Here is a 22,270-nt window from a genome sequence, read left to right as displayed (position 1 = left end):
CTCCATGAACATCACCGTCTTCTGCTCCGCCTTCGCGCTGGACGAGCGCTACACCAAGCCGGTCAGGGAGTTCGCCCGGCTGCTGGGCGAGCACGGGCACACCCTGGTCTGGGGCGGTTCCAACGCCGGGCTGATGGGGGTCGTCGCCGACGAGGTGAAGGCGGCCGGCGGCCGGCTGGTCGGCGTCAACGTCGGCCTGCTGTCCCACAAGACGTACCAGGGCGCCGACGAGATGGTGATGACCGCGGACCTGGCCGAACGCAAGGCGGTGCTGCTGGCGCGGGCCGACGCGATCGTGGTCCTGGTGGGCGGGCTGGGGACGCTGGACGAGGTCACCGAGGTGGTGGAGCTCAAGAAGCACGGGCTGCACGACAAGCCGGTGGTGCTGCTGGACACCGAGGGCTTCTACGAGGGCCTGCGGATCCAGCTGGCCCGGATGGAGGCGGAGGGGTTCCTGCCGCGGCCGCTGAACGAGTTGGTCGGCTTTGCCTCCGACGGGGCGACGGCGCTGGCGCTGGCGGAGGCGTAGGTCGGGTTTTTAGCTGCGGGCCGTAGGTGGTTGGTCGCGCAGTTCCCCGCGCCCCTAGGGGGCTGCAACTGACCCACTGTGAGCAAGTTGCACTTCCTCAGGGGCGCGGGGAACTGCGCGACCAACCACCTACGGCCCGCACCTGACCATCACTGCTCGTCCTGCCCCGGATACGGCGCGTCCGGCTGGGCCCGAGGGAGGCGGGGCAGCGGGCCGGTGTCGTCCGGCCGGCGGTGGAACCGCGGGCCGGGCAGGTGGGGGTGGGCCGCCGCGGCCGGAGCCGCCTCGTCCTCCTCGACCGCCGCCGCAGCGACCGTGCGCCGCAGCAGCAGGCCCAGCCCCTCCCGGGTGGCGACCACCACCACCCGGTCGTCATCGGCGAGCGGCCGCTCCGGCGCCGGGTTCCAGCGCAGGTCCCGGCCGGCCCGCTGGAGTCCGACCACCCGCCAGCCGCCCGGCCGGAAGGCCTCGGCGACGGTCCGCCCGGACAGCGCCTCCCGCCCGCGCACCCCCACCGTGGCGACCAGCAGCATCTGCCGCTCCACCGGGATGGAGGCCAGTACCTGACGCCCCATCATGGCCGCGGCGAAGGCCGGCGCCGCCAGGTAGGAGACGCTGCGGCTGCGGGTGCGGGCCTGCGGGTAGGAGGCCCGCAGGGTGCGGTAGACGGTGCCGGCGAAGGCGTCGTCGAACAGCCGCAGCACCACCCGCAGATCGGGCTGCTGTTCGCGGGCGTACAGCACCGCCTCCAGGTTGACGCTGTCATTGCTGGTCAGCGCCATCAGGGTCTGGCTGCGGCTGACCCGGGCGTCGTGGTAGATCTCCGGCTCGGAGATGTCACCGATCACCACCGGCACCCCGAGCTTCCTGGCCCTGGCCACCCCGGAGGCCTCCGGGTTCCGCTCCACGGCCACCACCGGCACCCGCATCGCCGCCAGCCGCTCCACCACCCGGCTGCCGACCTTGCCCAGACCGATGACCACGATGTGGTCGGCCATGCTGCGCTTGGGCCGGTCCAGTCCGCTGACGTTGCGCAGCGCCCCGAGGTTCTCCAGGATCACGGCCAGCACCAGCGGCATGATCAGCATCCCGGTGAACATCGACAGCAGTTGCAGCACCTTCCGGATCACCGACTCGTTGTCGGCCGGGTTGCCGGCGGCGGCGACGTCCATCAGCACGTCGTAGAGCGAGAGCCCGATCGACCGCGGCGTGGTCAGCCAGGTTACCACGGTCAGCACCGCCACGAAGGCGCCCAGCCCCAGCGCGGCCCGGCGCAGCCGCCGCGAGATCAGCGCCCCCAGCGGGAAGCGCGGCAGACCGCCCCGCCCCGGTTCGTCGGGCGGGTTGGGGTCGTGCCGCAGCCGGACGACGGCGCGGACGGTGCCCGGGGTGGCCGCCGCGGTCTGTTCCGGGGAGGGCAGCAGGATGTGCAGCGGGGAGTCGCCGGAGCCGACCCCGTCGTCGGTGCGCGGGGCGAGCAGCGCGAGCGGGACGGTGGTGCCGTCGGCCTCCTCGTCCAGGGCCTGCTCGACCACGGAGAAGGTGCCGCCGTTGATCGGGATGACCTGGTTGCGGTCGGTGACGGCGGCGGAGACCAGGGCCGGCGTGGCCGTCTCCGAGGCGGACAGCACCGCGGTGGAGCCGCCGGAGTGCTCGGCGGCCCGGTCCAGCAGGTGCTCCAGCCGCTGGCCGAGCGGATTGCTGAAGATCCGGATCACCAGCCGCAGCCGCGGGTTGAGGCCGCGGGCCAGCAGCGCCGCCTCGGTGACGGCCGGATCGTCCTCCATGGTCAGGGCCAGGGCGGTGGCCTCGGTGATCCCGGCGGCGCGCAGCGTGGTCTCGTCCGGACCGCGCCCGCTGATCACGGTGACCGTGCCGTCCTCGGTGGCCAGCGCGGCCAGCTGGGGTCCGTGCCCGACGTCCAGGCCGGGGATGATCAGGGTGACCCGCTCGCGGTAGAGGTGGATCAGGTCCAGCGCCAGACGGTGCGTCAGCGCGTCGCCGCCGCAGACGATCATGTGCCCGGGGGTGGATCCGGCCGTTGTTGTCGTCTCGTCACTCACGTACCGCCACGCCCCCCTGTCGATCCTCTGCACACACATAGTGACGGATCGCCGGTGCCGCCGGGCGTGATACCAATGAACACATGGCTATCCATTTGATCACCGGCGCCGGTTCCGGCATCGGCGCCGCCGTCGCCGAACGGCTGGCGGAGCGCGGCGACGAGCTGTGGCTGCTGGCCCGCGACGCCAACCGCGCGGCGGTGCTGCGGAAGCAGTTCCCCGGCAGCCGCACCCTGATCGGTGACCTCGCCACCCCGGACCGGCTGTCCTGGGCGCTGGGCCAGCAGGAGCAGCCGGTACGGCTGGACTCGCTGCTGCACATCGCCGGCGTGGTCGACCTCGGCACCATCGGTGACCTGGGCACCAAGGTCTGGAACCGGACCCTGGCCGTCAACCTGGTCGCTCCGGCGGAGCTGACCCGGCTGTTCCTGCCGACCCTGCGGGTCTCGCGGGGGCACGTGGTCTTCGTCAACTCCGGGGCGGGGCTCCGGGCCAGTGCCGAGTGGGGGGTGTACGCCGCCTCCAAGTTCGGGCTCAGGGCGGTCGCCGACTCGCTGCGCGCCGAGGAGCACGGCAACGGCGTCCGGGTCACCACCGTCTACCCGGGCCGCACCGCCACGCCGATGCAGGAACGGGTCCACGCCCAGGAGGGCAAGCCGTACGACGCCGACTCCTGGATCGCCCCGGAGTCGGTCGCGACCGCCGTCCTCACCGCCGTCGACCTGCCGCGGGACGCGGAGATCAGCGATCTGACGGTACGTCCGGGGCGGTAGCGGGCGGCGGCAGGGGCGTTGTTCACATCCGCGCCGAGCGCACCGACGTCCGGTGCAGCTTCCATCCGGCCAGCGCGCCGAAGCCGAGCGCGAACGCCAGCAGGACCGCGCAGCACTGCGCCGTCCTGGCGCCCTCGCCGGACAGCGCGGCGCGCAGGGCCGCCGAGGCCCAGTAGCCGGGGGAGGCCGGGGCCACGGCGCGGACCCAGTGCGGGAGCGCGGCCAGCGGGACCAGTGCGCCGCCGAGACTGCTGAGCAGCATGCCGCCGATGTCGTACGCGGCGGAGAGCCCGCCGTAGCTGCGGGCGGCCACGCCCAGCGCTGACCCCAGGCCGAGCAGGGTGGTGGTCCAGCACAGCAGCGCGGCGGCGAGCAGCGCGGGGTGGTCGATCCGCAGGCCCAGGAAGGCGGCGCCGAAGCCCAGCACCAGGGCCTGCTGGGCGAGCAGTGCGGCCAGGATCGGCAGGGCCTTGCCGCCGAGGATCTCCAGCGGGTGGGCGGTGGTGCTGCGCAGCCGCTCCCAGGTGTGCTGGAGCCGTTCGCTGAGGATGGAGCCGCCGACGATGCTGAGGGCCAGCAGCGAGAAGGTGACCAGGGTTCCGGTCACCGCCTGGACGGTGCCGTCCCCGGTGCCCTGGGCGGCGGTGTAGAGCGGGCGCAGCAGGGTCACGAAGACCAGCGGCAGGATCATCCGGCTGGCCAGCGGACCGGCGTCGCGCAGCAGCAGGGTGGTGTTGTGCCGGGTCAGCGCGAGGGTGCGGCGCACCGCCGCCGGCAGCGGGAGGCCGGACCCGGCCGGGATGCGCAGGGCGGTGTCAGGCAGCACGGTCGGCCTCCGCGGCGGGGGTCTCGGCGAGGGAGCGGTACAGGTCGTCCAGATCGGGACGGCGGATGTCGACGGAGGTCGGCACGCAGCCCGCGGCGAGCAGTGCGGCCAGGTCGGCCGGTCCGCCGGTGGTGCTGATCCGAGTCTCGCCGTCGACGGTGCTGCTGCGCCGTCGGAACGGCTCGGGCAGTGCCGCGCCGCTGTCGGCGAGGCGCAGCCGCAGCTCGCCCGGCAGGTCCCGGGTGAGCTCCTGCTGGGTGCCCCTGGCGATGATGCGGCCCGCCCTGGCGACGGCCAGGGTGGCGCCCAGATCGGTGAGTTCGGGCAGGTAGTGGGTGGTGTAGACGACGGCGCAGCCGTTCGCCGCGCGGGCCCGTACCGCGTCCAGCAGGGCGGCCCGGGTCTCCGGGTCGGCGCCGGCCGTGGGCTCGTCCAGGAGCAGCAGCGGCGGGTCGCCGATCAGCGCGGTGGCGGCCTGCACCCGGCGGCGCTGCCCGCCGGAGAGCAGCCCGACGGAGCGGTCCAGGACGTCCTCCAGCAGGAGTTCGGCGGCCACCTTGGCGGTGCCGGCCCGGACGGCGCGGCCGCCCATCCCGGCCAGCGCCCCGAACAGCCGCAGGTTGTCGCGGACGGTCGCCGACGGGTACAGCGCGACCTCCTGCGGGGCGACGCCGAGCAGGGCCCTGGCCCGGCGCGACGAGTGCCGCAGGTCCCGCCCGCCGATGGTGATCCGTCCCGAGTCCACCCGGGTCAGACCGGTGACGGCCTCGACGAAGGTGGACTTGCCGGCGCCGTTGTGGCCGATCAGCCCGGCGATCTCGCCGGGCGCGACCTCCAGGCTGAAGCCGTCCAGCGCGGTGGTGCCGCCGTAGCGCTTGACCAGCGCGTGGGCCGAGAGCATGGGACCTCCCCGTAAACGATCTACACCGTATAGATCTACAGTGTAGAGCCATGAGCGGACGACGGGAAGAGATCCTGGACGCGGCGCTGGACCTGGCCGACGAGCGCGGGCTGGCGGCGGTGTCGATGCGGGCGGTCGCGGACCGGGTCGGGGTCACCCCGATGGCGCTGTACCCGCACGTCGGCAGCAAGGCCGCGCTGCTGGACGGGATGGTGGGGCGGCTGCTCGGCGGGATGGCCGCCGAACTGGCCGGCACCGAGGGGGACTGGACCGTGCGGCTGTCCGCCTACGGGCGGCAGGCGCGCGAGCTGGCGAAGCGTCACCCCTGGAGCGTCAATCTGCTGCTGACCCGGCCCGCGGTCACCCCCGACGCGGTCCGCTTCGTCGACGCCATCTACACCGCGCTGCTGGAGGCCGGCGTCCCGGCCCGGCTGGTGCCCCGGCTGGAGCGGCTGGTCAGCACCTTCGTGCTGGGCTTCCTGGCCTCCGAGGCCAACGGCCGCTTCGCCCCGGGGACGCTGGACCCGCGCGGACGGCGCGGACAACTGCCCGAGGGGGCGCTGCCCGGGCACGCCGCGGTCGCGCGCTGGCTGGACCTGCCCAGTGACCTCGACGCCGAGTTCGAGGCCGACCAGGCCGATCTGCGGCAGCTGGTCGAGCGCATCGCCGCCGACGCGGGGGCCTCGGCCGGCCCGGACTCCCGTACGCTGCCCGAGTGAGCGCTGAGAGTACGTTTCCGCAGTTGACCGGTCCTGGCGCGACGGGTGTCGGCTCGATGCCGGGGACGGACGCGCGGGAGGCCGCGAAGACCGTCACCGGATCGCTGGAAGCCCTGCCGCACCTCCCCGAGCTGCCGGCCCGCGACCCCGGCGCCGACATGCTCGGCCGCAGCCTGGGGCTGCTGGTCGAGCTGTTCGCCCGGGTCGAACCCAGCGGCTGGCGCTTCGGCGACCGTCCGGGACGGGACAGCCGCCGGGCCCGCTCCTGGCTGGGCGAGGACCTGGACGCCCTGGAGGAGTACACCCAGGGCTGGACCGGACCGCTCAAGCTCCAGGCCGTCGGCCCCTGGACGCTGGCCGCCGGCGTCGAACTGCACCGCGGCGAGAAGGCGCTGGCCGATCCGGGCGCGGTGCGGGACATCGCGGGCTCGCTGGCGGAGGGGCTGCGGCTGCACCTGGAGGAGGTCCGCAGGCGCGTCCCCGGCGCGCAGCTGGTACTGCAGCTGGACGAGCCCTCGCTGCCGGCGGTGCTGGCCGGGCAGGTGCCGACCGCCAGCGGCTGGCAGCGGCTGCGCGCGGTGGACCGGCAGATCGCCGAGGAGACGCTGCGCACGCTGGTCCGCGCGGTGGACCTGCCGGTGGTGGTGCACTGCTGCGCCCCCGGCGTACCGCTGGCCCTGCTGCGCCGGGCGGGCGCCGCGGCGGTCTCCCTGGACATGGCGCTGCTGACGGAGCGTGACGACGACGGGATCGGTGAGGCGGTGGAGGGCGGCACCCTGCTCTTCGCCGGTGTCGTGCCCAGCGTAGAGCCGGGATTGTCAGACCCTGCCGATAGTGTGAGCGGTGTCAGGACGTTGTGGCGACGCCTGGGTCTCGACCCGGCGCTGCTGGCCCAACGCGTCGTGGTGACCCCCAGCTGCGGCCTGGCGGGGGCCTCCCCGGCCTATGCACGACGCGCGCTGTCACACAGCGTGATCGCCGCGCAGAGTCTGGCCGACAATCCGGAGTAGGTGCTTGAAGGGGGACGTCGATGGAGGAGCAGACGGTGCCGGCAGAAGAGGCTTCGGCCGAGGAGCGGTCGCGGCACGCGGAGCTCTCGCAGGAGATCGAGGAGCACCGCTTCCGCTACTACCTGCAGGACGCCCCCACCGTCAGCGACGCCGAGTTCGACGTGCTGATGCGGGAGTTGGAGGCGCTGGAGGAGCGCCACCCGGAGCTGCGCACCCCGGACTCGCCGACCCAGAAGGTCGGCGGCGCCTACTCCAACGACTTCGCCTCGGTGGAGCACCTGGAACGCCTGCTCAGCCTGGACAACGCCTTCACCGAGGAGGAGCTGGACTCCTGGGGCGACCGGGTCGAGAAGGAGCTGGCCGGGCAGAGCTACCACTTCCTCTGCGAGCTGAAGATCGACGGCCTGGCCGTCAACCTCACCTACGAGAACGGCCGGCTGGTCCGGGCCGCGACCCGGGGCGACGGCCGCACCGGCGAGGACATCACCGCCAACGTCCGCACCATCGCCGAGATCCCGCACCAGCTGCGGGACGACGGCGGGCACCAGGTGCCCGAACTGGTGGAGATCCGCGGTGAGATCTACTTCCCGATCGAGGCGTTCGCCGAGCTCAACGCCGCCCGGGTGGCGGCCGGCGAGGCCCCGTACGCCAACCCCCGCAACTCCGCCTCCGGTTCGCTGCGCCAGAAGGACCCCAGGATCACCGCCTCCCGGCCGCTGCACATGATCGTGCACGGCATCGGGGCGCGCCGCGGCTTCGACATCGACTGCCAGTCGCACGCCTACGACCTGCTGCGGGCCTGGGGGCTGCCGACCGCCAAACACAACGCGGTGGTCGGTTCGCTCGCCGAGGTGAAGGAGTTCATCGCCCGCTACGGCGACCAGCGGCACTCGGTCGAGCACGAGATCGACGGCGTCGTGGTCAAGGTGGACGAGATCCCGCTGCAGGGCCGCCTCGGCGCGACCTCGCGTGCGCCCCGCTGGGCCATCGCCTGGAAGTACCCGCCGGAGGAGGTCAACACCAAGCTCCTGGACATCCGGGTGAACGTCGGCCGCACCGGTCGCTGCACCCCGTACGCGGTGATGGAGCCGGTGCAGGTCGCCGGCTCGGTGGTCGAGTACGCCACCCTGCACAACCAGGACGTGGTCAAGGCCAAGGGCGTGCTCATCGGCGACACCGTGGTGCTGCGCAAGGCCGGCGAGATCATCCCCGAGGTGCTGGGCCCGGTGGTGGAGCTGAGGGACGGCAGCGAGCGCGAGTTCGTCATGCCGACCAACTGCCCGGACTGCGGCACCGAACTGCGGCCGATGGCCGAGGGCGACATCGACCTGCGCTGCCCCAACGCCCGCACCTGCCCGGCCCAACTGCGCGAGCGCCTCTTCTACCTGGCCGGGCGCAAGTGCCTGGACGTCGAGGCGCTGGGCTACGTCGCCGCCACCGCGCTCACCCAGCCGCTGGAGCCGTCCGAGCCGCCGCTGCTCAACGAGGGCGACCTCTTCGACCTGACGATCGAACAGTTGCTGCCCATCAAGGTCGTCGTCCGCGACCAGGACACCGGACTGCCCAAACGGGACGCCAAGACCGGCGAGGAGAAGGTCGTCACCTTTTTCGCCAATCTGAAGGGCGAGCCCAAGAAGACCGCGACCGCGCTGCTGGAGAACCTGGAAGCGGCCAAGCAGCAGCCGCTGGCCAGGATCCTGGCGGGCCTGTCGATCCGTCATGTCGGCCCGGTCGCCGCCCAGGCGCTGGCCCGGGAGTTCCGCGACCTGGACCGGATCGCCGCCGCGAGCGAGGAGGAGCTGGCGGCCACCGAGGGCGTCGGTCCGACCATCGCCGCCGCGATCACCCAGTGGTTCGCCGAGGACTGGCACCGCGAGATCATCGAGAAGTGGCGCACCGCCGGTGTCCGGTTCGTGGAGGAGGGCGGCGGGGAGGACGAGGGGCCGCGTCCGCTGGAGGGGCTGACCGTGGTGGTCACCGGAACGCTCGCCTCACACACCCGGGACGGCGCCAAGGACGCGCTGCAACGGCTCGGGGCGAAGGTCACCGGATCGGTCTCCAAGAAGACCGACTTCGTGGTGGTCGGCGACAACCCCGGCTCCAAGTTCGACAAGGCGATGCAGCTGAAGCTGGCCGTCCTGGACGACGACGGCTTCGCGGTGCTGCTCACCGAGGGGCCGGACGCGGCGCGCGAGCGTGCACTCCCCGTAGCGGTTGACGCACCCTCGGATGCGGACTAATGCCTCGTCAAGTAACTTAACGCAAAGGCATTTCGGTCAGGCAGCGCATATCGTAGAGCCGACCGGCTGGTAACGACACCAGTCGGTCACGGCCTGTCCAATTCCCTGCCCCTCCATGAGTCCCGGCTTTACCCTTGAACACAACCCGCTCCCTCAGCGGGCGAACGGGGAATCCAGAGGAACATCTATGGAGCGCACGTCGAGGCTCGGCCGCGCCGGGCTTCCGGTCAGACTTGCGGTTTTTGTCGGAACGCTGGCGGTGGGTGCGGCACCGCTGCTGCCTTTGGCGCTGATCACCTCCCACCACGCACCGCAACTGCTCCCGCTGTTCGCGGTCCCGCTGGCCGTGCTCTACGTGGCCTGGCGGATCGCCGGCGAGCGGCTGCACGACCAGGCCACCGACCCGCTCACCGGCCTGGCCAACCGCGACGCCCTGCTGCGCGCCGCCCGCGAGGCCATCGCCCGCGCCGACGGGGACCGGAAGCTCGCGCTGGTGCTGCTCGACCTGGACCGGTTCCGGTCCCTCAACGACACCCTGGGCCACTCCGCCGGCGACCGGCTGCTGGCCCAGGTCGGCCACCGGCTGCGACGCTCCGTCCCCGACGCCGGCCTGGTCGCCAGGCTCAGCGGGGACGAGTTCGCGGTGCTGCTGCCGGACGTCGGCGACGACCCGCTCCGCTCAGCCCGCGAACTGGTGGCGGCCCTCGCGGTGCCGGTGCACCTGGACGGGCTGCAGCTGGTGCTGGAGTCCAGCGCCGGTGTGGCCGTCACGCCCGACGACGCCACCGACGCCGAATCCCTGCTCCGGCGGGCCGATGTGGCGATGGCCCACGCCCAGCGCAGCCGCAGCGGCGTCGAGCGCTACCACCCGGAGCAGGACGCCGACACGCCCCAGCGGCTCGGCCTGCTCGGCGACCTGCGCCGGGCGCTGGACACCAGGGACGTGCAGATCCACTACCAGCCCAAGGTCGCCTTCGACGGCCATGTGGTCGGCCTGGAGGCGCTGGTCCGCTGGGACCGGGCCGGGCACGGGCCGGTCAGCCCGGACGAGTTCGTCGGCCTCGCCGAGTCCAGCGGGCTGATGCCCAAGCTCACCGACTACGTGCTGGAGGCGGCGGTCACCCAGCTGGCCGCCTGGCGCGCCGAGGGGATGACCGTCCAGGTCGCGGTCAACGTCTCGCCCCGCGACGTGCTGCGGCCCGGGTTCGCTCAGTCCATCGCGGACCGGCTGGCCCGGCACGGGGTGCCGGCCGGGGCGCTGCAGCTGGAGATCACCGAACGGCTGCTGCTGGAGGACGGGCAGCTGGCCGCCGACACCCTGGAGGAGCTGCGCGGCCACGGGGTCGGCATGTCCCTCGACGACTTCGGCACCGGGTACTCCTCGCTGGTGCGGCTGCGGAAGCTGCCGGTGGGTGAGCTGAAGATCGACCGCTCCTTCGTCAGCAGGATGGTGGCGGACCACCACGACGCGGCCGTGGTCCGCTGCTCGGTGCAGCTCGCCCACTCGCTGGGGCTGACCGTGGTCGCCGAGGGCGTCGAGGACGACGAGACCTGGGAGCGGCTGCACGCCATGGGCTGCGACGCGGTCCAGGGCTGGCTGGTCTCCGCAGCGCTCCCCGCCGACCAGGCGACGGCGTGGCTGCGGATCCGCAACGCGGCTTCGCCGCAACCCGTCGAACCGACGTCTTGAGGGGCGCGGGGAACTGCGCTGCCAGCCATGCACCTCCGTAGATGGTTGGCAGCGCAGTTCCCCGCGCCCCTAGAGACAAAAACGTCAGCGCATGGATGCCCCGGGCGTCCGTAGGATGGGGTCCTCCCCGGTGTCAATAGACTGGGGCCCGGAAAACCTGATCCCACCCCGAAGGGGACTGCTGCATGCCTGGCATTACGCGCGAGGAGGTCGCCCACCTCGCCCGGCTGTCGCGGCTGGAGCTCAAGGCCGAAGAGCTGGACCACTTCGCCGAGCAGCTCAACGACATCGTCGACGCGGTCGCCCGCGTCAGCGAGATCGCCGCCGAAGACGTACCGCCGACCTCGCACCCGCTGCCGCTGACCAATGTCATGCGCCCGGATGTGGTCCGCCCGTCCCTCACGCCCGCCGAGGCCCTCGCCGGTGCGCCCGCCGCGGAGGAGCAGCGCTTCCGCGTGCCGCAGATCCTCGGGGAGGACTGACCAACCCATGACCGACCTGATCCGCAACACCGCAGCCGAGACCGCCGCGGCCATCGCCGCAGGCGAGGTCTCCGCCGTCGAGGTGGCCCAGGCGCACCTGGACCGCATCGGCGCCGTCGACGAGAAGGTGCACGCCTTCCTGCACGTCGACACCGAGGGCGCGCTCAGCGCCGCCCGCGCCGTGGACGCCAAGCGCGCCGCAGGCGAGGAGCTGGGCCCGCTGGCCGGCGTCCCGCTCGCGCTCAAGGATGTGTTCACCACCAAGGGCGTCCCCACCACCGCCGGGTCGAAGATCCTCGAAGGCTGGGTGCCGCCGTACGACGCGACGCTGACCCGCCGGCTCAAGGACGCCGGCGTGGTGATCCTCGGCAAGACCAACATGGACGAGTTCGCCATGGGGTCCTCCACCGAGAACAGCGCCTACGGCCCCACCGGCAACCCCTGGGACCTCTCCCGGATCCCCGGCGGCTCCGGCGGCGGTTCCGCCGCCGCGCTGGCCGCCTACGAGGCCCCGCTGGCCATCGGCACCGACACCGGCGGCTCGATCCGCCAGCCCGGCGCGGTCACCGGCACCGTCGGCGTCAAGCCGACCTACGGCACGGTCTCCCGCTACGGCCTGATCGCCTTCTCCTCCTCGCTGGACCAGGGCGGCCCCTGCGCCCGCACCGTGCTGGACGCGGCCCTGCTGCACGAGGCCATCGCCGGGCACGACCCGCTGGACTCCACCTCGATCGACGCCCCGGTGCTGCCGCTGGTGGCGGCCGCGCGCCAGGGCGCCGGCGGCGACCTCACCGGCGTCCGGGTCGGCGTGGTCAAGGAGTTCGCCGGCGAGGGCTACCAGGCCGGCGTGATGCAGCGCTTCAACGAGTCGGTGGAGATCCTGCGCGGTCTCGGCGCCACCGTGGTCGAGCTGTCCTGCCCGTCCTTCAGCTACGCGCTGCCCGCCTACTACCTGATCGCGCCGTCCGAGGCCAGCTCCAACCTGGCCCGCTTCGACGCCATGCGCTACGGCCTGCGGGTCGGCGACGACGGCACCCGTTCGGCCGAGGACGTCACCGCGCTGACCCGCGAGGCCGGCTTCGGCCCCGAGGTCAAGCGCCGGATCATCCTGGGCACCTACGCCCTCTCCTCCGGCTACTACGACGCCTACTACGGCTCGGCGCAGAAGGTGCGGACCCTGATCACCCAGGACTTCGCCCGCTCCTTCGCCGACGTGGACGTGCTGGTCTCGCCGACCACGCCGACCACCGCCTTCCCGATCGGCGAGCGCGCCGACGACCCGATGGCGATGTACCTGGCGGACCTGTGCACCATTCCGTCGAACCTGGCCGGCAACTCGGCCATGTCGGTGCCCTGCGGGCTCGCCCCGGAGGACAATCTCCCGGTCGGCCTGCAGATCATCGCCCCCGCCATGGCCGACGACCGGCTGTACCGGGTTGGTGCGGCGGTCGAGGCGGCACTCAACAACCAGTGGGGACACCCCCTGCTCGAGGAGGCACCGGCGCTGTGAGCAACAAGACCGTCGCGAAGATCGACACCGCCACCACCATCGGCACCGGCAGCAAGGCCAAGCAGCTGAAGGGCTTCAAGCACTCCAAGCCCGGCATCCTGTTCGGCATCGGCGGCAGCGCCTTCGGCGCCTTCGGCATCGTCAAGGACGTCCGCAAGGCCCGCGAGGAGGGCGACACCCTCAAGCTGGTCAACGCCGCCGTCGCCGCCCTGGCCCTGGTCACCAGCACCGCGCTGCTGGTCCGCGAGCTGCGCAGGCTCGGCGACGACGACATCCTGCTCGGCTGAGCATCCATGAACACATGTGACGAAGAGGGGACGCATCAGTGAGCGTCATCGACCTGGTGCCCTACGACGAGGCGCTGGCGGCGTACGACCCGGTGATGGGCCTTGAGGTCCACGTCGAGCTGGGCACCGCCACCAAGATGTTCTGCGGCTGCTCCACCGAGCTGGGCGCCGAGCCCAACTCGCAGACCTGCCCCACCTGCCTGGGCCTGCCCGGCGCGCTGCCGGTGGTGAACGAGATCGGCGTGGAGTCGGCCGTCAAGATCGGCCTCGCGCTGAACTGCGAGATCGCCGAGTGGTGCCGTTTCGCCCGGAAGAACTACTTCTACCCGGACATGCCGAAGAACTTCCAGACCTCGCAGTACGACGAGCCGATCGCCTTCAACGGCTACCTGGACGTCACGCTGGAGGACGGCGAGGTCTTCCGGGTGCAGATCGAGCGCGCCCACATGGAGGAGGACACCGGCAAGTCCTCCCACATCGGCGGTGCCACCGGCCGCATCCACGGCGCCTCGCACTCGCTGCTGGACTACAACCGGGCCGGCATCCCGCTGATCGAGATCGTCACCAAGCCGATCGAGGGCGCCGGCAGCCGCGCACCCGAGGTCGCCAAGGCGTACGTGGCCGAGCTGCGCGAGGTCATCAAGGCGCTGGGCGTGTCCGAGGCCCGGATGGACAAGGGCCAGATGCGCTGCGACGTCAACCTGTCGCTGCGGCCGCACGGGCGCGAGGAGTTCGGCACCCGCTCGGAGACCAAGAACGTCAACTCGCTGCGCAGCGTGGAGCGGGCCGCCCGGTTCGAGATCCAGCGGCACGCCGCCGTGCTCAACGAGGGCGGCAGCATCGTCCAGGAGACCCGCCACTTCCACGAGGAGGACGGCAGCACCACCGCCGGGCGGATCAAGGACAACGCCGAGGACTACCGCTACTTCCCCGAGCCCGACCTGGTGCCGGTCGCCCCGCCCCGCGAGTGGGTCGAGGAGCTGCGTGCCGCGCTGCCCGAGATGCCCCGGGTGCGTCGGGAGCGGCTGCAGGGCGAGTGGGGCATCTCCGACCTGGAGATGCAGTCGGTGCTCAACGCCGGTGCGATCGAGCCGATCCTGGAGACCATCGCCGCGGGCGCGCCCGCGGACCAGGCCCGCAAGTGGTGGATGGGCGAGCTGGCCCGGCACGCCAACGAGTCGGGCGCCGAGCTCGGCGCGCTGCCGATCACCCCGGCGCAGGTCGCCCGGGTGTCCGAGCTGGTGGCGGCCGGTTCGCTGAACGACAAGCTGGCCCGCCAGGTGATCGAGGCGGTGCTGGCCGGCGAGGGCGGCCCGGACGAGGTCGTCGCCGGGCGCGGCCTGGCCGTGGTCTCCGACGACTCGGCGCTGGGCGCGGCCGTGGACGAGGCCATCGCGGCCAACCCCGATGTCGCCGCCAAGATCCGCGACGGCAAGGTCGCCGCGGCCGGGGCACTGGTCGGCGCGGTCATGAAGGCCACCCGCGGCCAGGCCGACGCGGCCAGGGTCAAGGAGCTCATCCTGGAGCGGCTCGCCTGAGGTTCTAAGGTCCTAAGGCGCCTAAGGCCGCAGGACACTCCACTGAGGCCGTCCCACCCCTCCGGGTAGGACGGCCTCAGTGCTGTCTAAGGCCCCTCTGAGCTGGAAGATCGGGCAGGCTCCCGATGCCCGGCACCCCCCTGGGAGAGGAATCTTGAGGTCAGCAGGGAAGAGCGAAAGACCTTCACAGGGGAGCAGCAGATGTCCAGCAGCGAGTTCTACTTCCAGTCCTTCAAGATCCGCGAGTCCGAGCTGCGTCGCGCGGCCGAGCAGCACCGCATGGTAGTCGAGGCCGAGCAGCACGCCCGGGCGGCGGCGGAGAGTGACGGGGCCCAGGACCGGAAGGGAGGGGGATCGCAGTTCCACTTCCGGGGCGCCCGCCGCTCGCGGCGGGCCTCCGCGCCCAGTGCCTGCTGACCGACGCCCCCGGACTGTCGGAGGCGTGTGCGATGCTCAGTGATGTGGAGCGCATATCGGTGAGTCCCGTGTTCGTCGGCCGCTCCGCCGAAATGGCGGAGCTCTCGACGGCGCTGCAGCGGGCGGGGGAGGGGCAGCCACAGGCGCTGCTCATCGCGGGGGACGCCGGGGTCGGCAAGACCCGGCTGCTGGAGGAGTTCGTCTGTGCGGCTACGGCGCGGGGGGCCGTAGCCGCCGTCGGCGGTTGCGTGGAGATCGGTGCGGACGGCCTGCCGTACGCGCCGATCGCCGCCGCCCTGCGCGCGCTCCACCACGAGCTGGGCGTCGAGATGGAGCAGGCGGCGGCGGGCAGCGAGGGCCGGCTGGCGCAACTGCTGCCGGAGCTGGGCCACGCGGTGCCGGAGGCCCACGACGAGTTCGGCCGGGCCCGGCTGTTCGAGCACACCGCCCAGCTCTTCGAACGGCTCACCGCGGACCGCACCGTGGTGCTGGCCCTGGAGGACCTGCACTGGTCCGACCGGTCCACCCGGGAACTGCTGGTCTACCTGCTGCGCTCGCTGCGCGGCTCGCGGCTGGTCATCGTCGCCACCTACCGCAGCGACGACCTGCACCGCCGTCACCCGCTACGGCCCTTCCTGGCCGAGCTGGAGCGGCTGCGCACGGTGCAGCGGCTGGACCTGCCGCGGCTGGGCCGCGCCGAGGTCGCCGACCAGCTGCTGGGCATCCTGGCGGACACCCCCGACCCGGCGCTGGTGTCCAGGATCTTCCTCCGCTCCGAGGGCATCCCCTTCTTCGTGGAGGAGCTGGCGGCCAGCTACCAGGGCGGCTGCTCCACCGGGCTCACCGAGTCGCTGCGCGATCTGCTGCTGGTCCGGGTCGAAGCGCTGCCCGAGGCGGTGCAGTCCGTGCTGCGGGCCCTCGCGCTCGGCGGCTCGGCGGTGGAGTACGGGCTGCTCCGGGCGGTGCTGCCGCTGCCGGAGGACGAGCTGATCGGCGCCCTGCGCGCGGCGGTGGACGCCAACATCCTGCGCCCCACCCCGGACGGTGACGGCTACCGCTTCCGGCACGCCCTGGTCCGCGAGGCCGTCGCCGACGACCTGCTGCCCGGCGAGGGCGGCCGGATCACCCGGCGCTACGCGACGGTCCTCAGTGAGCAGCCGCAGCTGGTGCCCGCCGTGGAGCGGACCACCCGGCTGGCCAACTACTGGTACAGCGCCGGTGATCCGGCCCGCGCCCTGCCGGCCGCCCTGGACGCGAGCCGCGAGGCCCGGCGGCGCAACGCCTTCGCCGAGCAGCTGCAGATGCTGGAGCGCGCGCTGGAGCTGTGGGACCGGGTCCCGGAGGAGGTGCTGGCCGATCTGCGCCCCGCCGACTACGCCGAGTCCTATCCGGCCTGCAGCTGCGACGAGGACCCGAACGGGGAGTGCTGCGAGCGGCTGCGCTACGTCGACGTCATCGCCGAGGCCGCCGTCGCCGCCCGGCTCTGCGGGGAGCGCGAACGCTGCCTCAACCTCTGCAAGCTGGCGCTGCGTCATATCGACGAGACCACCGACCCGTCCCGGGCCGCCTGGTTCTGGGGCCAGCGCTCCCGCGTCCAGTTCCTCTTCGACGCCGGCGACAACGGCCGCGCCGATCTGGCCAAGGCCCGCGCGCTGGTCGAGAACGGTCCGCCGAACGCGGTGCAGGCGGAGGTCTTCGCCCGGTACGCCGCCTGCGACATGGTCGACTGGCCCGAACCGGAGGACATCGCCCTGGCCGAGCGGGCCATCGGGATCGCCCGCCAGATCAGCGACGAGCCGGTGGAACTGCACGCCCGGGTCACCCTGGGCACGCTCCAGGTCATCCTGGGACGCGAGGCCGAGGGCCTGGCCGAGCTGCAGCACGTGCTGAGCCGCGCGGTCGAGCTGCACGAACCGGACCTGATGTCCCGCGCCTACGTCAACCTCTCGGACGTCTACGAGGGCCTCGGCCGCTCGGAGCAGGCCGAGGCGACGGCCCGCGAGGGCTGCGAGATGGCCAGGGCCAACGGCCTGCTGGGGGCCTCGGGTTCGATCCTGCAGGGCAACTGGGTCGAGCCGCTGATCTCCCTCGGGCGGCTGGACGAGGCCCAGCGGCTGCTCGACGCCGTCTCGCACGAACTGGGCACCCCGACCGAGAGCGGCTTCCTGAACCGGCTCCGCGGTCTGATCGCGCTGCTGCGCGACGACCTCCCGGCCGCGACCGCGCAGCTGCTGAACGCCAGGGCCGAGCTGGTCGGCGGCCGTGCGCAGAGCTGGCTGCCGGTGTCCGAGCTGGCGATCCGGCTGGCCGCCGCCGAGGGCCGTTTCGACGGGGTCAGGTCCGAGCTGCTGGCCGCCGTCGGCGAGGGCTTCCCCTCCGGGAAGTCCCGCTACGTCTGGCCGCTGCTGCTGCACGCCACGGCCGCCGAAGCCGACTCGCGCGGGCTCCCGGCCCTGGACGCCGACCGGCCCGCGGTGCTGGAGCAGGTGCGCGCGGCCGCCTCGCAGCTGCTCCGCGGCTGGCCGCTGGCGGACGGGTTCGCCCTGCTGCTGGACGCCGAACTCGCCCGCGCCGAGGGCGATTTCCAGGCCGAGCCGTATCTCCGCGCGGCGGCCGTGCTGGAGCCGCTCGGACTCCCGTACCCGCTGGACCTGGCGCTGCTGCGGGCCGCCGAGGCCGAGGCGCTGCAGGGGCGGCGGTCCGAGGCGGCGGCGCTGCTGCGGCGGGCCGAGGAGCAGGCGGCCCGGCACGGCGACGTACGGATGCAGGCGTCGGCGCGGCAGCTCGCCGACCGTGCCGGACTGCGGGCGGCGGAGTCCGCGGAGCCGGAGCCGTCGGTGGAGCCCGCCGCCTTCCATCTGACGCCGCGTGAGCTGGCGGTGCTGCGGCTGGTTGCGCTGGGGCGGAGCAACCGTCAGATCGCCGAGGAGCTGTACATCTCGCCGAAGACGGCGAGCGTCCATGTGTCCAACATCCTGGCCAAGCTGGAGGTGACCGGGCGCGGCGAGGCCGCCGCCCTGGCGCACCGGCTGCGCCTGGTGCCGGTCGGCGCCTGATCGGCCCATCGGTACCAGGTGCACGGGGAAAATCAGGCGGCGCTGTCGGAGGCATGTGCGATGCTCGGGGCCGTGGAGCGGATATCGGTAAGCCCCCGGTTCGTCGGCCGCAGTTCCGAGCTCGCGGCGCTGGACGACACGCTGCGCCGGGCCGGGGCGGGGCTGCCGCAGGCCGTGCTGATCGGCGGCGAGGCCGGGGTCGGCAAGACCCGGCTGCTGGAGGAGTTCCAGCGGGCGGCGCTGTCCGGCGGCGCCCTGGTCTCGGTCGGCGGCTGCCTGGAGGTCGGCGCCGAGGGGCTGCCCTACGCGCCGTTCGCCAGCATCCTGCGCCGCCTGCACCGGGAGCTCGGCGTCGAGCTGGACCGGGCCGCCGAGGGCTACGAGAGCAGCCTGGCCCGGCTGCTGCCGGACTTCGGCGAGGCCCCGCCCGAGGCGCACGACGCCTTCGCCCGGGCCCGGCTGTTCGAGCACACCGCGCGGCTCTTCGAACGGCTGACGGTGGACCGCACCCTGGTGCTGGCCGTCGAGGACCTGCACTGGTCCGACCGCTCCACCCGGGAACTGCTCGCCTACCTGGTCCGCACCCTGCAGGGGGCCAGGGTGGTGCTCCTGGCCACCTACCGCAGCGACGACCTGCACCGGCGCCACCCGGTCCGGCCCTACCTCGCCGAGCTGGAGCGGCTCCGCACCGTCCAGCGGTTCGAACTGCCCAGGCTGGGCCGGGCCGAGGTGGCCCGCCAGCTGGCCGGCATCCTGCACCCCCGGGTGCCCGGCGAGGACCTGGTCCAGTGGGTCTACGACCGCTCCGAGGGCAACCCCTTCTTCGTCGAGGAGCTCGCCGCCTCCGAGCAGCAGGGCGCCGGCCGCTGCCTCACCGACTCGCTGCGCGACCTGCTGCTGGTACGGGTCGAGGCGATGCCGGAGGAGACCCAGGGCATCCTGCGGATCCTGGCCGAGGGTGGCTCGGCGGTCGAGCACCGGCTGCTGGCCGCGGTCGCCGGACATCCCGAGGACGAACTCACCGAGATCCTGCGCACCGCCGTGGGCGCCAACATCATCCAGCCCAGCGCCGACCTGGACGGCTACTGCTACCGCCACGCCCTGGTGCGCGAGGCGGTCTCGGACGACCTGATGCCGGGGGAGCGCAGCCGGATCAACCGCCGCTACGCCGGCGTGCTGGCCGAGCGCCCGGAGCTGGTCGCCGCCGACCAGCGGGCCGCCCGTCTCGCCGACTACTGGTACCACGCCCGCGACGCGGCGCTGGCGCTGCCGGCCGCCCTGGAGGCGGGTCTGCACGCGCGCCGCCGCAACGCCTTCGCCGAGCAGCTGCGCATGCTGGTGCGGGCCCTGGACCTGTGGGACGACGTGCCGGAGCAGGTCCTCGCGGGTCTGACCGGTGTCGAGTCGACCGACTCGACCTACCCCCGCTGCACCTGCCCGCCCGGCGGCGGGCACTCATGCGGCCGGCTGCGGACGACCGACCTGCTGGCCCAGGCCGCCGTCGCGGCCATGTACAGCGGCGAGCACGACCGGGGCCTGCGCTTCATCAAGAAGGCGCTGCGGATCGTGGACGAGACCGAGGACCCGCAGCGGGCCGCCTGGTTCCTGATGCAGCGCGGCCGTGCCGTCCGCTACCGCTCCGGCGGGACCGCCCGGGAGGACATCGACCGCGCCCTGGCACTGGTCGGCGAAGGACCGCCCACCGCCGTCCTCGCCGACCTGCTCAACCGGCTGGCCGTCGAAGGCACCCTGGACGACGCCCGCAGGGAGGACCTGGAGACGGCCCGACGGGCCGTCGAGGTGGCCCGCGCGGTCGGCGCCCGCACCACCGAACTGCACGCCCGGCTCACCCTGGGCAGCCTGCACCGGATCTTCGACGACCACGAGCAGGCCGACGCCGCCTTCGCCGACCTGATCGAGGACGCCGCCGCCACCGGTGACATGGAGCTCCAGTCCCGGGTGTACATCAACCTCTCGCACCACTACGAGGCCGAGGGCCGGTCCGCCCGTGCGGCCGAGGCCGCCCGGGCCGGTCTGGAACTGATCAGGCTGAACGGGATGGCGGCCTACAGCGGCACCATCATGCTGGGCAACCTGGCCGAGGCACTGCTGTCGCTGGGGCGGCTGGACGAGGCCGGGAGGCTGCTCGCCGAGGAGCCGTTCGGCTCCGGACGGGAGGCGCACCGCGACTTCCTGGAGCGGCTGCGCGGCGATCTGGCGCTGATGCGCGGGGACACCGCGCACGCCGCCGAGCAGTTGGAGGCAGCCCGCGCCCTGGAGGCCGACTGGCAGCCGCAGAAGTACCTGCCGACGGCGCTGCTGGCGGTGCGGATCGCCTGCCGGCAGGGCCGTTTCGGCGATGCCAGGTCCGAGCTGTCCGCCGTACTGGACAAGGGCCTGGACCGGGGCTACGAGCGGCACGCCTATCCGCTGCTGTTCCACGCCGCGGCGGCCGAGGCCGACGGCTACGAACTGCCGGGGTCGGCCCAGGGCCGGCCCGAGACGCTGCAGCGGATCCGGGCCGCGGCGGCCGGGTTGAGCAGGCAGCATCCGCTCGCGGCCCCCTGGGGATCGATGCTGGCGGCCGAACTGGCCCGCGCCGAACGGAGCGACACCGCGACGATGTGGCTGGCCGCGGCGGAAGCGGTGGCCGGGCTGGAATCCCGGGGAGCGCGCGCCATGGCGCTGTACCGGGCGGCGGAACGGCTGGCCGTCGAGGGGCAGCGCGGCCCGGCGGCCGCGGCCGCCGACGAGGCGCTGGAGCTGGCCGAGCGCCAGGGGGAGCACGGGCTGCAGCAGTCCGTGCGGCTGCTGCTGGAACGGGCCGGGCTGCGCACCGAGCGGGCCGCGGCGGAGCCGGAGCAACTCGAGCCGGGTCCCGCCGCTTTCCATCTGACGCCGCGTGAGCTGGGCGTGCTGCGGCTGGTGGCGCTGGGGCGGAGCAACCGTCAGATCGCCGAGGAGCTGTACATCTCGCCGAAGACGGCGAGCGTTCACGTCTCCAACATCCTGGCCAAGCTGGAGGTGACCGGGCGCGGCGAGGCCGCCGCGCTGGCCCACCGGCTCCGACTGGTCGGCCCGCGATAGCCTCGCGGTCATGGCCCGCTACCTCCTGCCCTATCCGCCCGAGCAGCTCGGCACGCTGCCCGCCGGGGTCCGCGCCGACGAGATCGCCGTCTGGGACGGAGGGGGACCGCCACCGGAGCAGCGGGTGCTCGACGGCGTCGAGTTCTACTGCCTCCCCTACATGCACCATGCGGCCGCCACCGCCCTGTTCCCGCGGCTGCCCGCACTGTGCACCGTGCAGACGCTCACCGCCGGCGTCGACGACGTGCTGCCGCGGCTGCCGGCCGGGGTGACCCTGCAGAACGCCCGCGGCCTGCACGACGCCAGCACCGCCGAACTCGCGGTCACGCTGATCCTGGCCTCGCTGCGCGGCATCCCGCAGTTCGTCAGGGACCAGGCCGACGGGGTCTGGAACCAGCACTTCCGCCCCGCGCTGGCCGACCGCACGGTCCTGATCGTCGGCTACGGCTCCATCGGCGCGGCCCTGGAGGCACGGCTGCTGCCGTTTGAGTGCGACATCGTCCGGGTGGCGCGCAGTGCGCGTTCCGAGCCGCTCGGCCCGGTGCACGCCCTGGACGGGCTTCCGGCGCTGCTGCCGGCGGCGGACGTGGTGGTGCTGCTGGTGCCGCTGACCGAGCAGACCCGGCACCTCGCCGACGCCGCGTTCCTGGCCCGGATGAAGGACGGCGCGCTGCTGGTCAACGTCGCGCGCGGCGCTGTCGTCGACACCAAGGCCCTGCTCGCCGAGCTGGACACCGGCCGGATCGGCGCGGCCCTGGACGTCACCGACCCGGAGCCGCTGCCCGCCGACCACCCGCTCCGGCACGCCCCCAACACCCTGATCACCCCTCACGTCGGCGGCCCCAGCACCGCCTTCCTCCCCCGCGCCCTCCGCCTCCTGACCACCCAACTCGCCGCCTTCGGCCGTTAGGCCTCTGGGGGCGCGAGGCTCTGCTTGACGAAAGGCGCGCGCGAGAACCAGCTACGGTGGCAGGCGTCGCGGCACATGCCTCGCTCCGCGCCCCCCTTGCGCCCCCAACACCCCCACGCGCCTGGCCATTCGGCTGGTTCCGGGCCGTCCCCACCGATCCCGCAGAGCCTTCCCAGCGCGTTCAGTTACTCTGAGTTGAGTATGGATGTCGTAGAGTGACGAGAGTGGTGTA

At 73.1% G+C, this 22,270-nt stretch carries 16 protein-coding genes and 1 pseudogene; 14 read left to right on the top strand and 3 right to left on the bottom strand.

From position 1 onward, the window contains the following. Window positions 1-4 precede the first annotated feature (4 nt). Window positions 5-529: an LOG family protein gene (locus IF29_RS0132175; protein ID WP_030262360.1), complete on the top strand. Its 525-nt coding sequence runs from the start codon at window positions 5-7 to the stop codon at window positions 527-529. Window positions 530-678: 149 nt separating this feature from the next. Here IF29_RS0132175 and IF29_RS0132170 read toward each other — a convergent pair whose 3' ends face one another. After that, window positions 679-2,592 (bottom strand): NAD-binding protein, encoded by a 1,914-nt coding sequence (locus IF29_RS0132170; protein WP_232242690.1) that lies wholly within the window; start codon window positions 2,590-2,592, stop codon window positions 679-681. 83 nt (window positions 2,593-2,675) lie between these two features. Here IF29_RS0132170 and IF29_RS0132165 point away from each other — a divergent pair, with 83 nt between their 5' ends. Continuing rightward, window positions 2,676-3,365 carry an SDR family oxidoreductase gene (locus tag IF29_RS0132165; RefSeq protein WP_030262354.1) on the top strand — a complete coding sequence of 230 codons (690 nt, stop codon included), beginning with the start codon at window positions 2,676-2,678 and terminating at the stop codon, window positions 3,363-3,365. A gap of 22 nt (window positions 3,366-3,387) precedes the next feature. On the opposite strand, the gene IF29_RS0132160 is transcribed toward IF29_RS0132165, so the two are convergent. Next, window positions 3,388-4,191, bottom strand: a complete 804-nt coding sequence (locus IF29_RS0132160; RefSeq protein ID WP_232242689.1) for an ABC transporter permease — start codon at window positions 4,189-4,191, stop codon at window positions 3,388-3,390. Then, complete coding sequence (locus tag IF29_RS0132155; RefSeq protein WP_030262347.1) at window positions 4,181-5,092, bottom strand: ABC transporter ATP-binding protein; 912 nt, start codon at window positions 5,090-5,092, stop codon at window positions 4,181-4,183. The genes IF29_RS0132160 and IF29_RS0132155 overlap by 11 nt, the downstream gene beginning before the upstream one ends. A 50-nt stretch (window positions 5,093-5,142) precedes the next feature. On the opposite strand from IF29_RS0132155, the gene IF29_RS0132150 reads away from it, so the two are divergent. From IF29_RS0132150 to IF29_RS0132095, 12 genes and pseudogenes are all read left to right on the top strand, one after another. Beyond that, entirely contained in the window at window positions 5,143-5,811 is a 669-nt protein-coding gene (locus tag IF29_RS0132150) for a TetR/AcrR family transcriptional regulator (protein ID WP_051726301.1), read from the top strand. Next, window positions 5,808-6,821, top strand: a complete 1,014-nt coding sequence (locus IF29_RS0132145) for a methionine synthase (RefSeq protein WP_269665058.1) — start codon at window positions 5,808-5,810, stop codon at window positions 6,819-6,821. The genes IF29_RS0132150 and IF29_RS0132145 overlap by 4 nt, the downstream gene beginning before the upstream one ends. Window positions 6,822-6,841: 20 nt before the next feature. Then, window positions 6,842-9,061, top strand: a complete 2,220-nt coding sequence (ligA, locus tag IF29_RS0132140; RefSeq protein WP_030262338.1) for an NAD-dependent DNA ligase LigA — start codon at window positions 6,842-6,844, stop codon at window positions 9,059-9,061. Between the two features lie 214 nt (window positions 9,062-9,275). Beyond that, a pseudogene (locus IF29_RS0132135) lies at window positions 9,276-10,751 on the top strand (putative bifunctional diguanylate cyclase/phosphodiesterase); the annotation flags it as partial. 185 nt (window positions 10,752-10,936) lie between these two features. Beyond that, window positions 10,937-11,233 (top strand): Asp-tRNA(Asn)/Glu-tRNA(Gln) amidotransferase subunit GatC, encoded by a 297-nt coding sequence (gene gatC, locus IF29_RS0132130; protein WP_030262330.1) that lies wholly within the window; start codon window positions 10,937-10,939, stop codon window positions 11,231-11,233. A gap of 7 nt (window positions 11,234-11,240) precedes the next feature. Then, entirely contained in the window at window positions 11,241-12,743 is a 1,503-nt protein-coding gene (gatA, locus tag IF29_RS0132125; RefSeq protein ID WP_030262328.1) for an Asp-tRNA(Asn)/Glu-tRNA(Gln) amidotransferase subunit GatA, read from the top strand. Window positions 12,744-12,781: 38 nt separating this feature from the next. Continuing rightward, window positions 12,782-13,030, top strand: coding sequence for a hypothetical protein (locus IF29_RS0132120; RefSeq protein WP_030262325.1), 249 nt, complete (start codon window positions 12,782-12,784; stop codon window positions 13,028-13,030). 38 nt (window positions 13,031-13,068) lie between these two features. Further along, complete coding sequence (gene gatB, locus IF29_RS0132115; protein ID WP_030262322.1) at window positions 13,069-14,568, top strand: Asp-tRNA(Asn)/Glu-tRNA(Gln) amidotransferase subunit GatB; 1,500 nt, start codon at window positions 13,069-13,071, stop codon at window positions 14,566-14,568. Window positions 14,569-14,769: 201 nt separating this feature from the next. Continuing rightward, the gene (locus IF29_RS0132110; protein WP_030262319.1) at window positions 14,770-14,985 is read left to right on the top strand and encodes a hypothetical protein; all 216 of its coding nucleotides are present in this window, start codon (window positions 14,770-14,772) and stop codon (window positions 14,983-14,985) included. Between the two features lie 32 nt (window positions 14,986-15,017). After that, complete coding sequence (locus IF29_RS0132105; RefSeq protein WP_030262315.1) at window positions 15,018-18,041, top strand: helix-turn-helix transcriptional regulator; 3,024 nt, start codon at window positions 15,018-15,020, stop codon at window positions 18,039-18,041. Window positions 18,042-18,113: 72 nt separating this feature from the next. Continuing rightward, window positions 18,114-21,128, top strand: coding sequence for a helix-turn-helix transcriptional regulator (locus tag IF29_RS0132100; RefSeq protein ID WP_332262567.1), 3,015 nt, complete (start codon window positions 18,114-18,116; stop codon window positions 21,126-21,128). Window positions 21,129-21,138: 10 nt separating this feature from the next. Further along, entirely contained in the window at window positions 21,139-22,038 is a 900-nt protein-coding gene (locus IF29_RS0132095) for a 2-hydroxyacid dehydrogenase (RefSeq protein WP_037597405.1), read from the top strand. Window positions 22,039-22,270: the final 232 nt, after the last annotated feature.

Origin of the sequence: Streptacidiphilus jeojiense (assembly GCF_000719095.1) — a bacterium.
In the GTDB taxonomy this organism is placed as follows: Bacteria; Actinomycetota; Actinomycetes; order Streptomycetales; family Streptomycetaceae; genus Streptacidiphilus; species Streptacidiphilus jeojiensis.
This window is presented reverse-complemented; position numbering and strand designations above follow the sequence as displayed.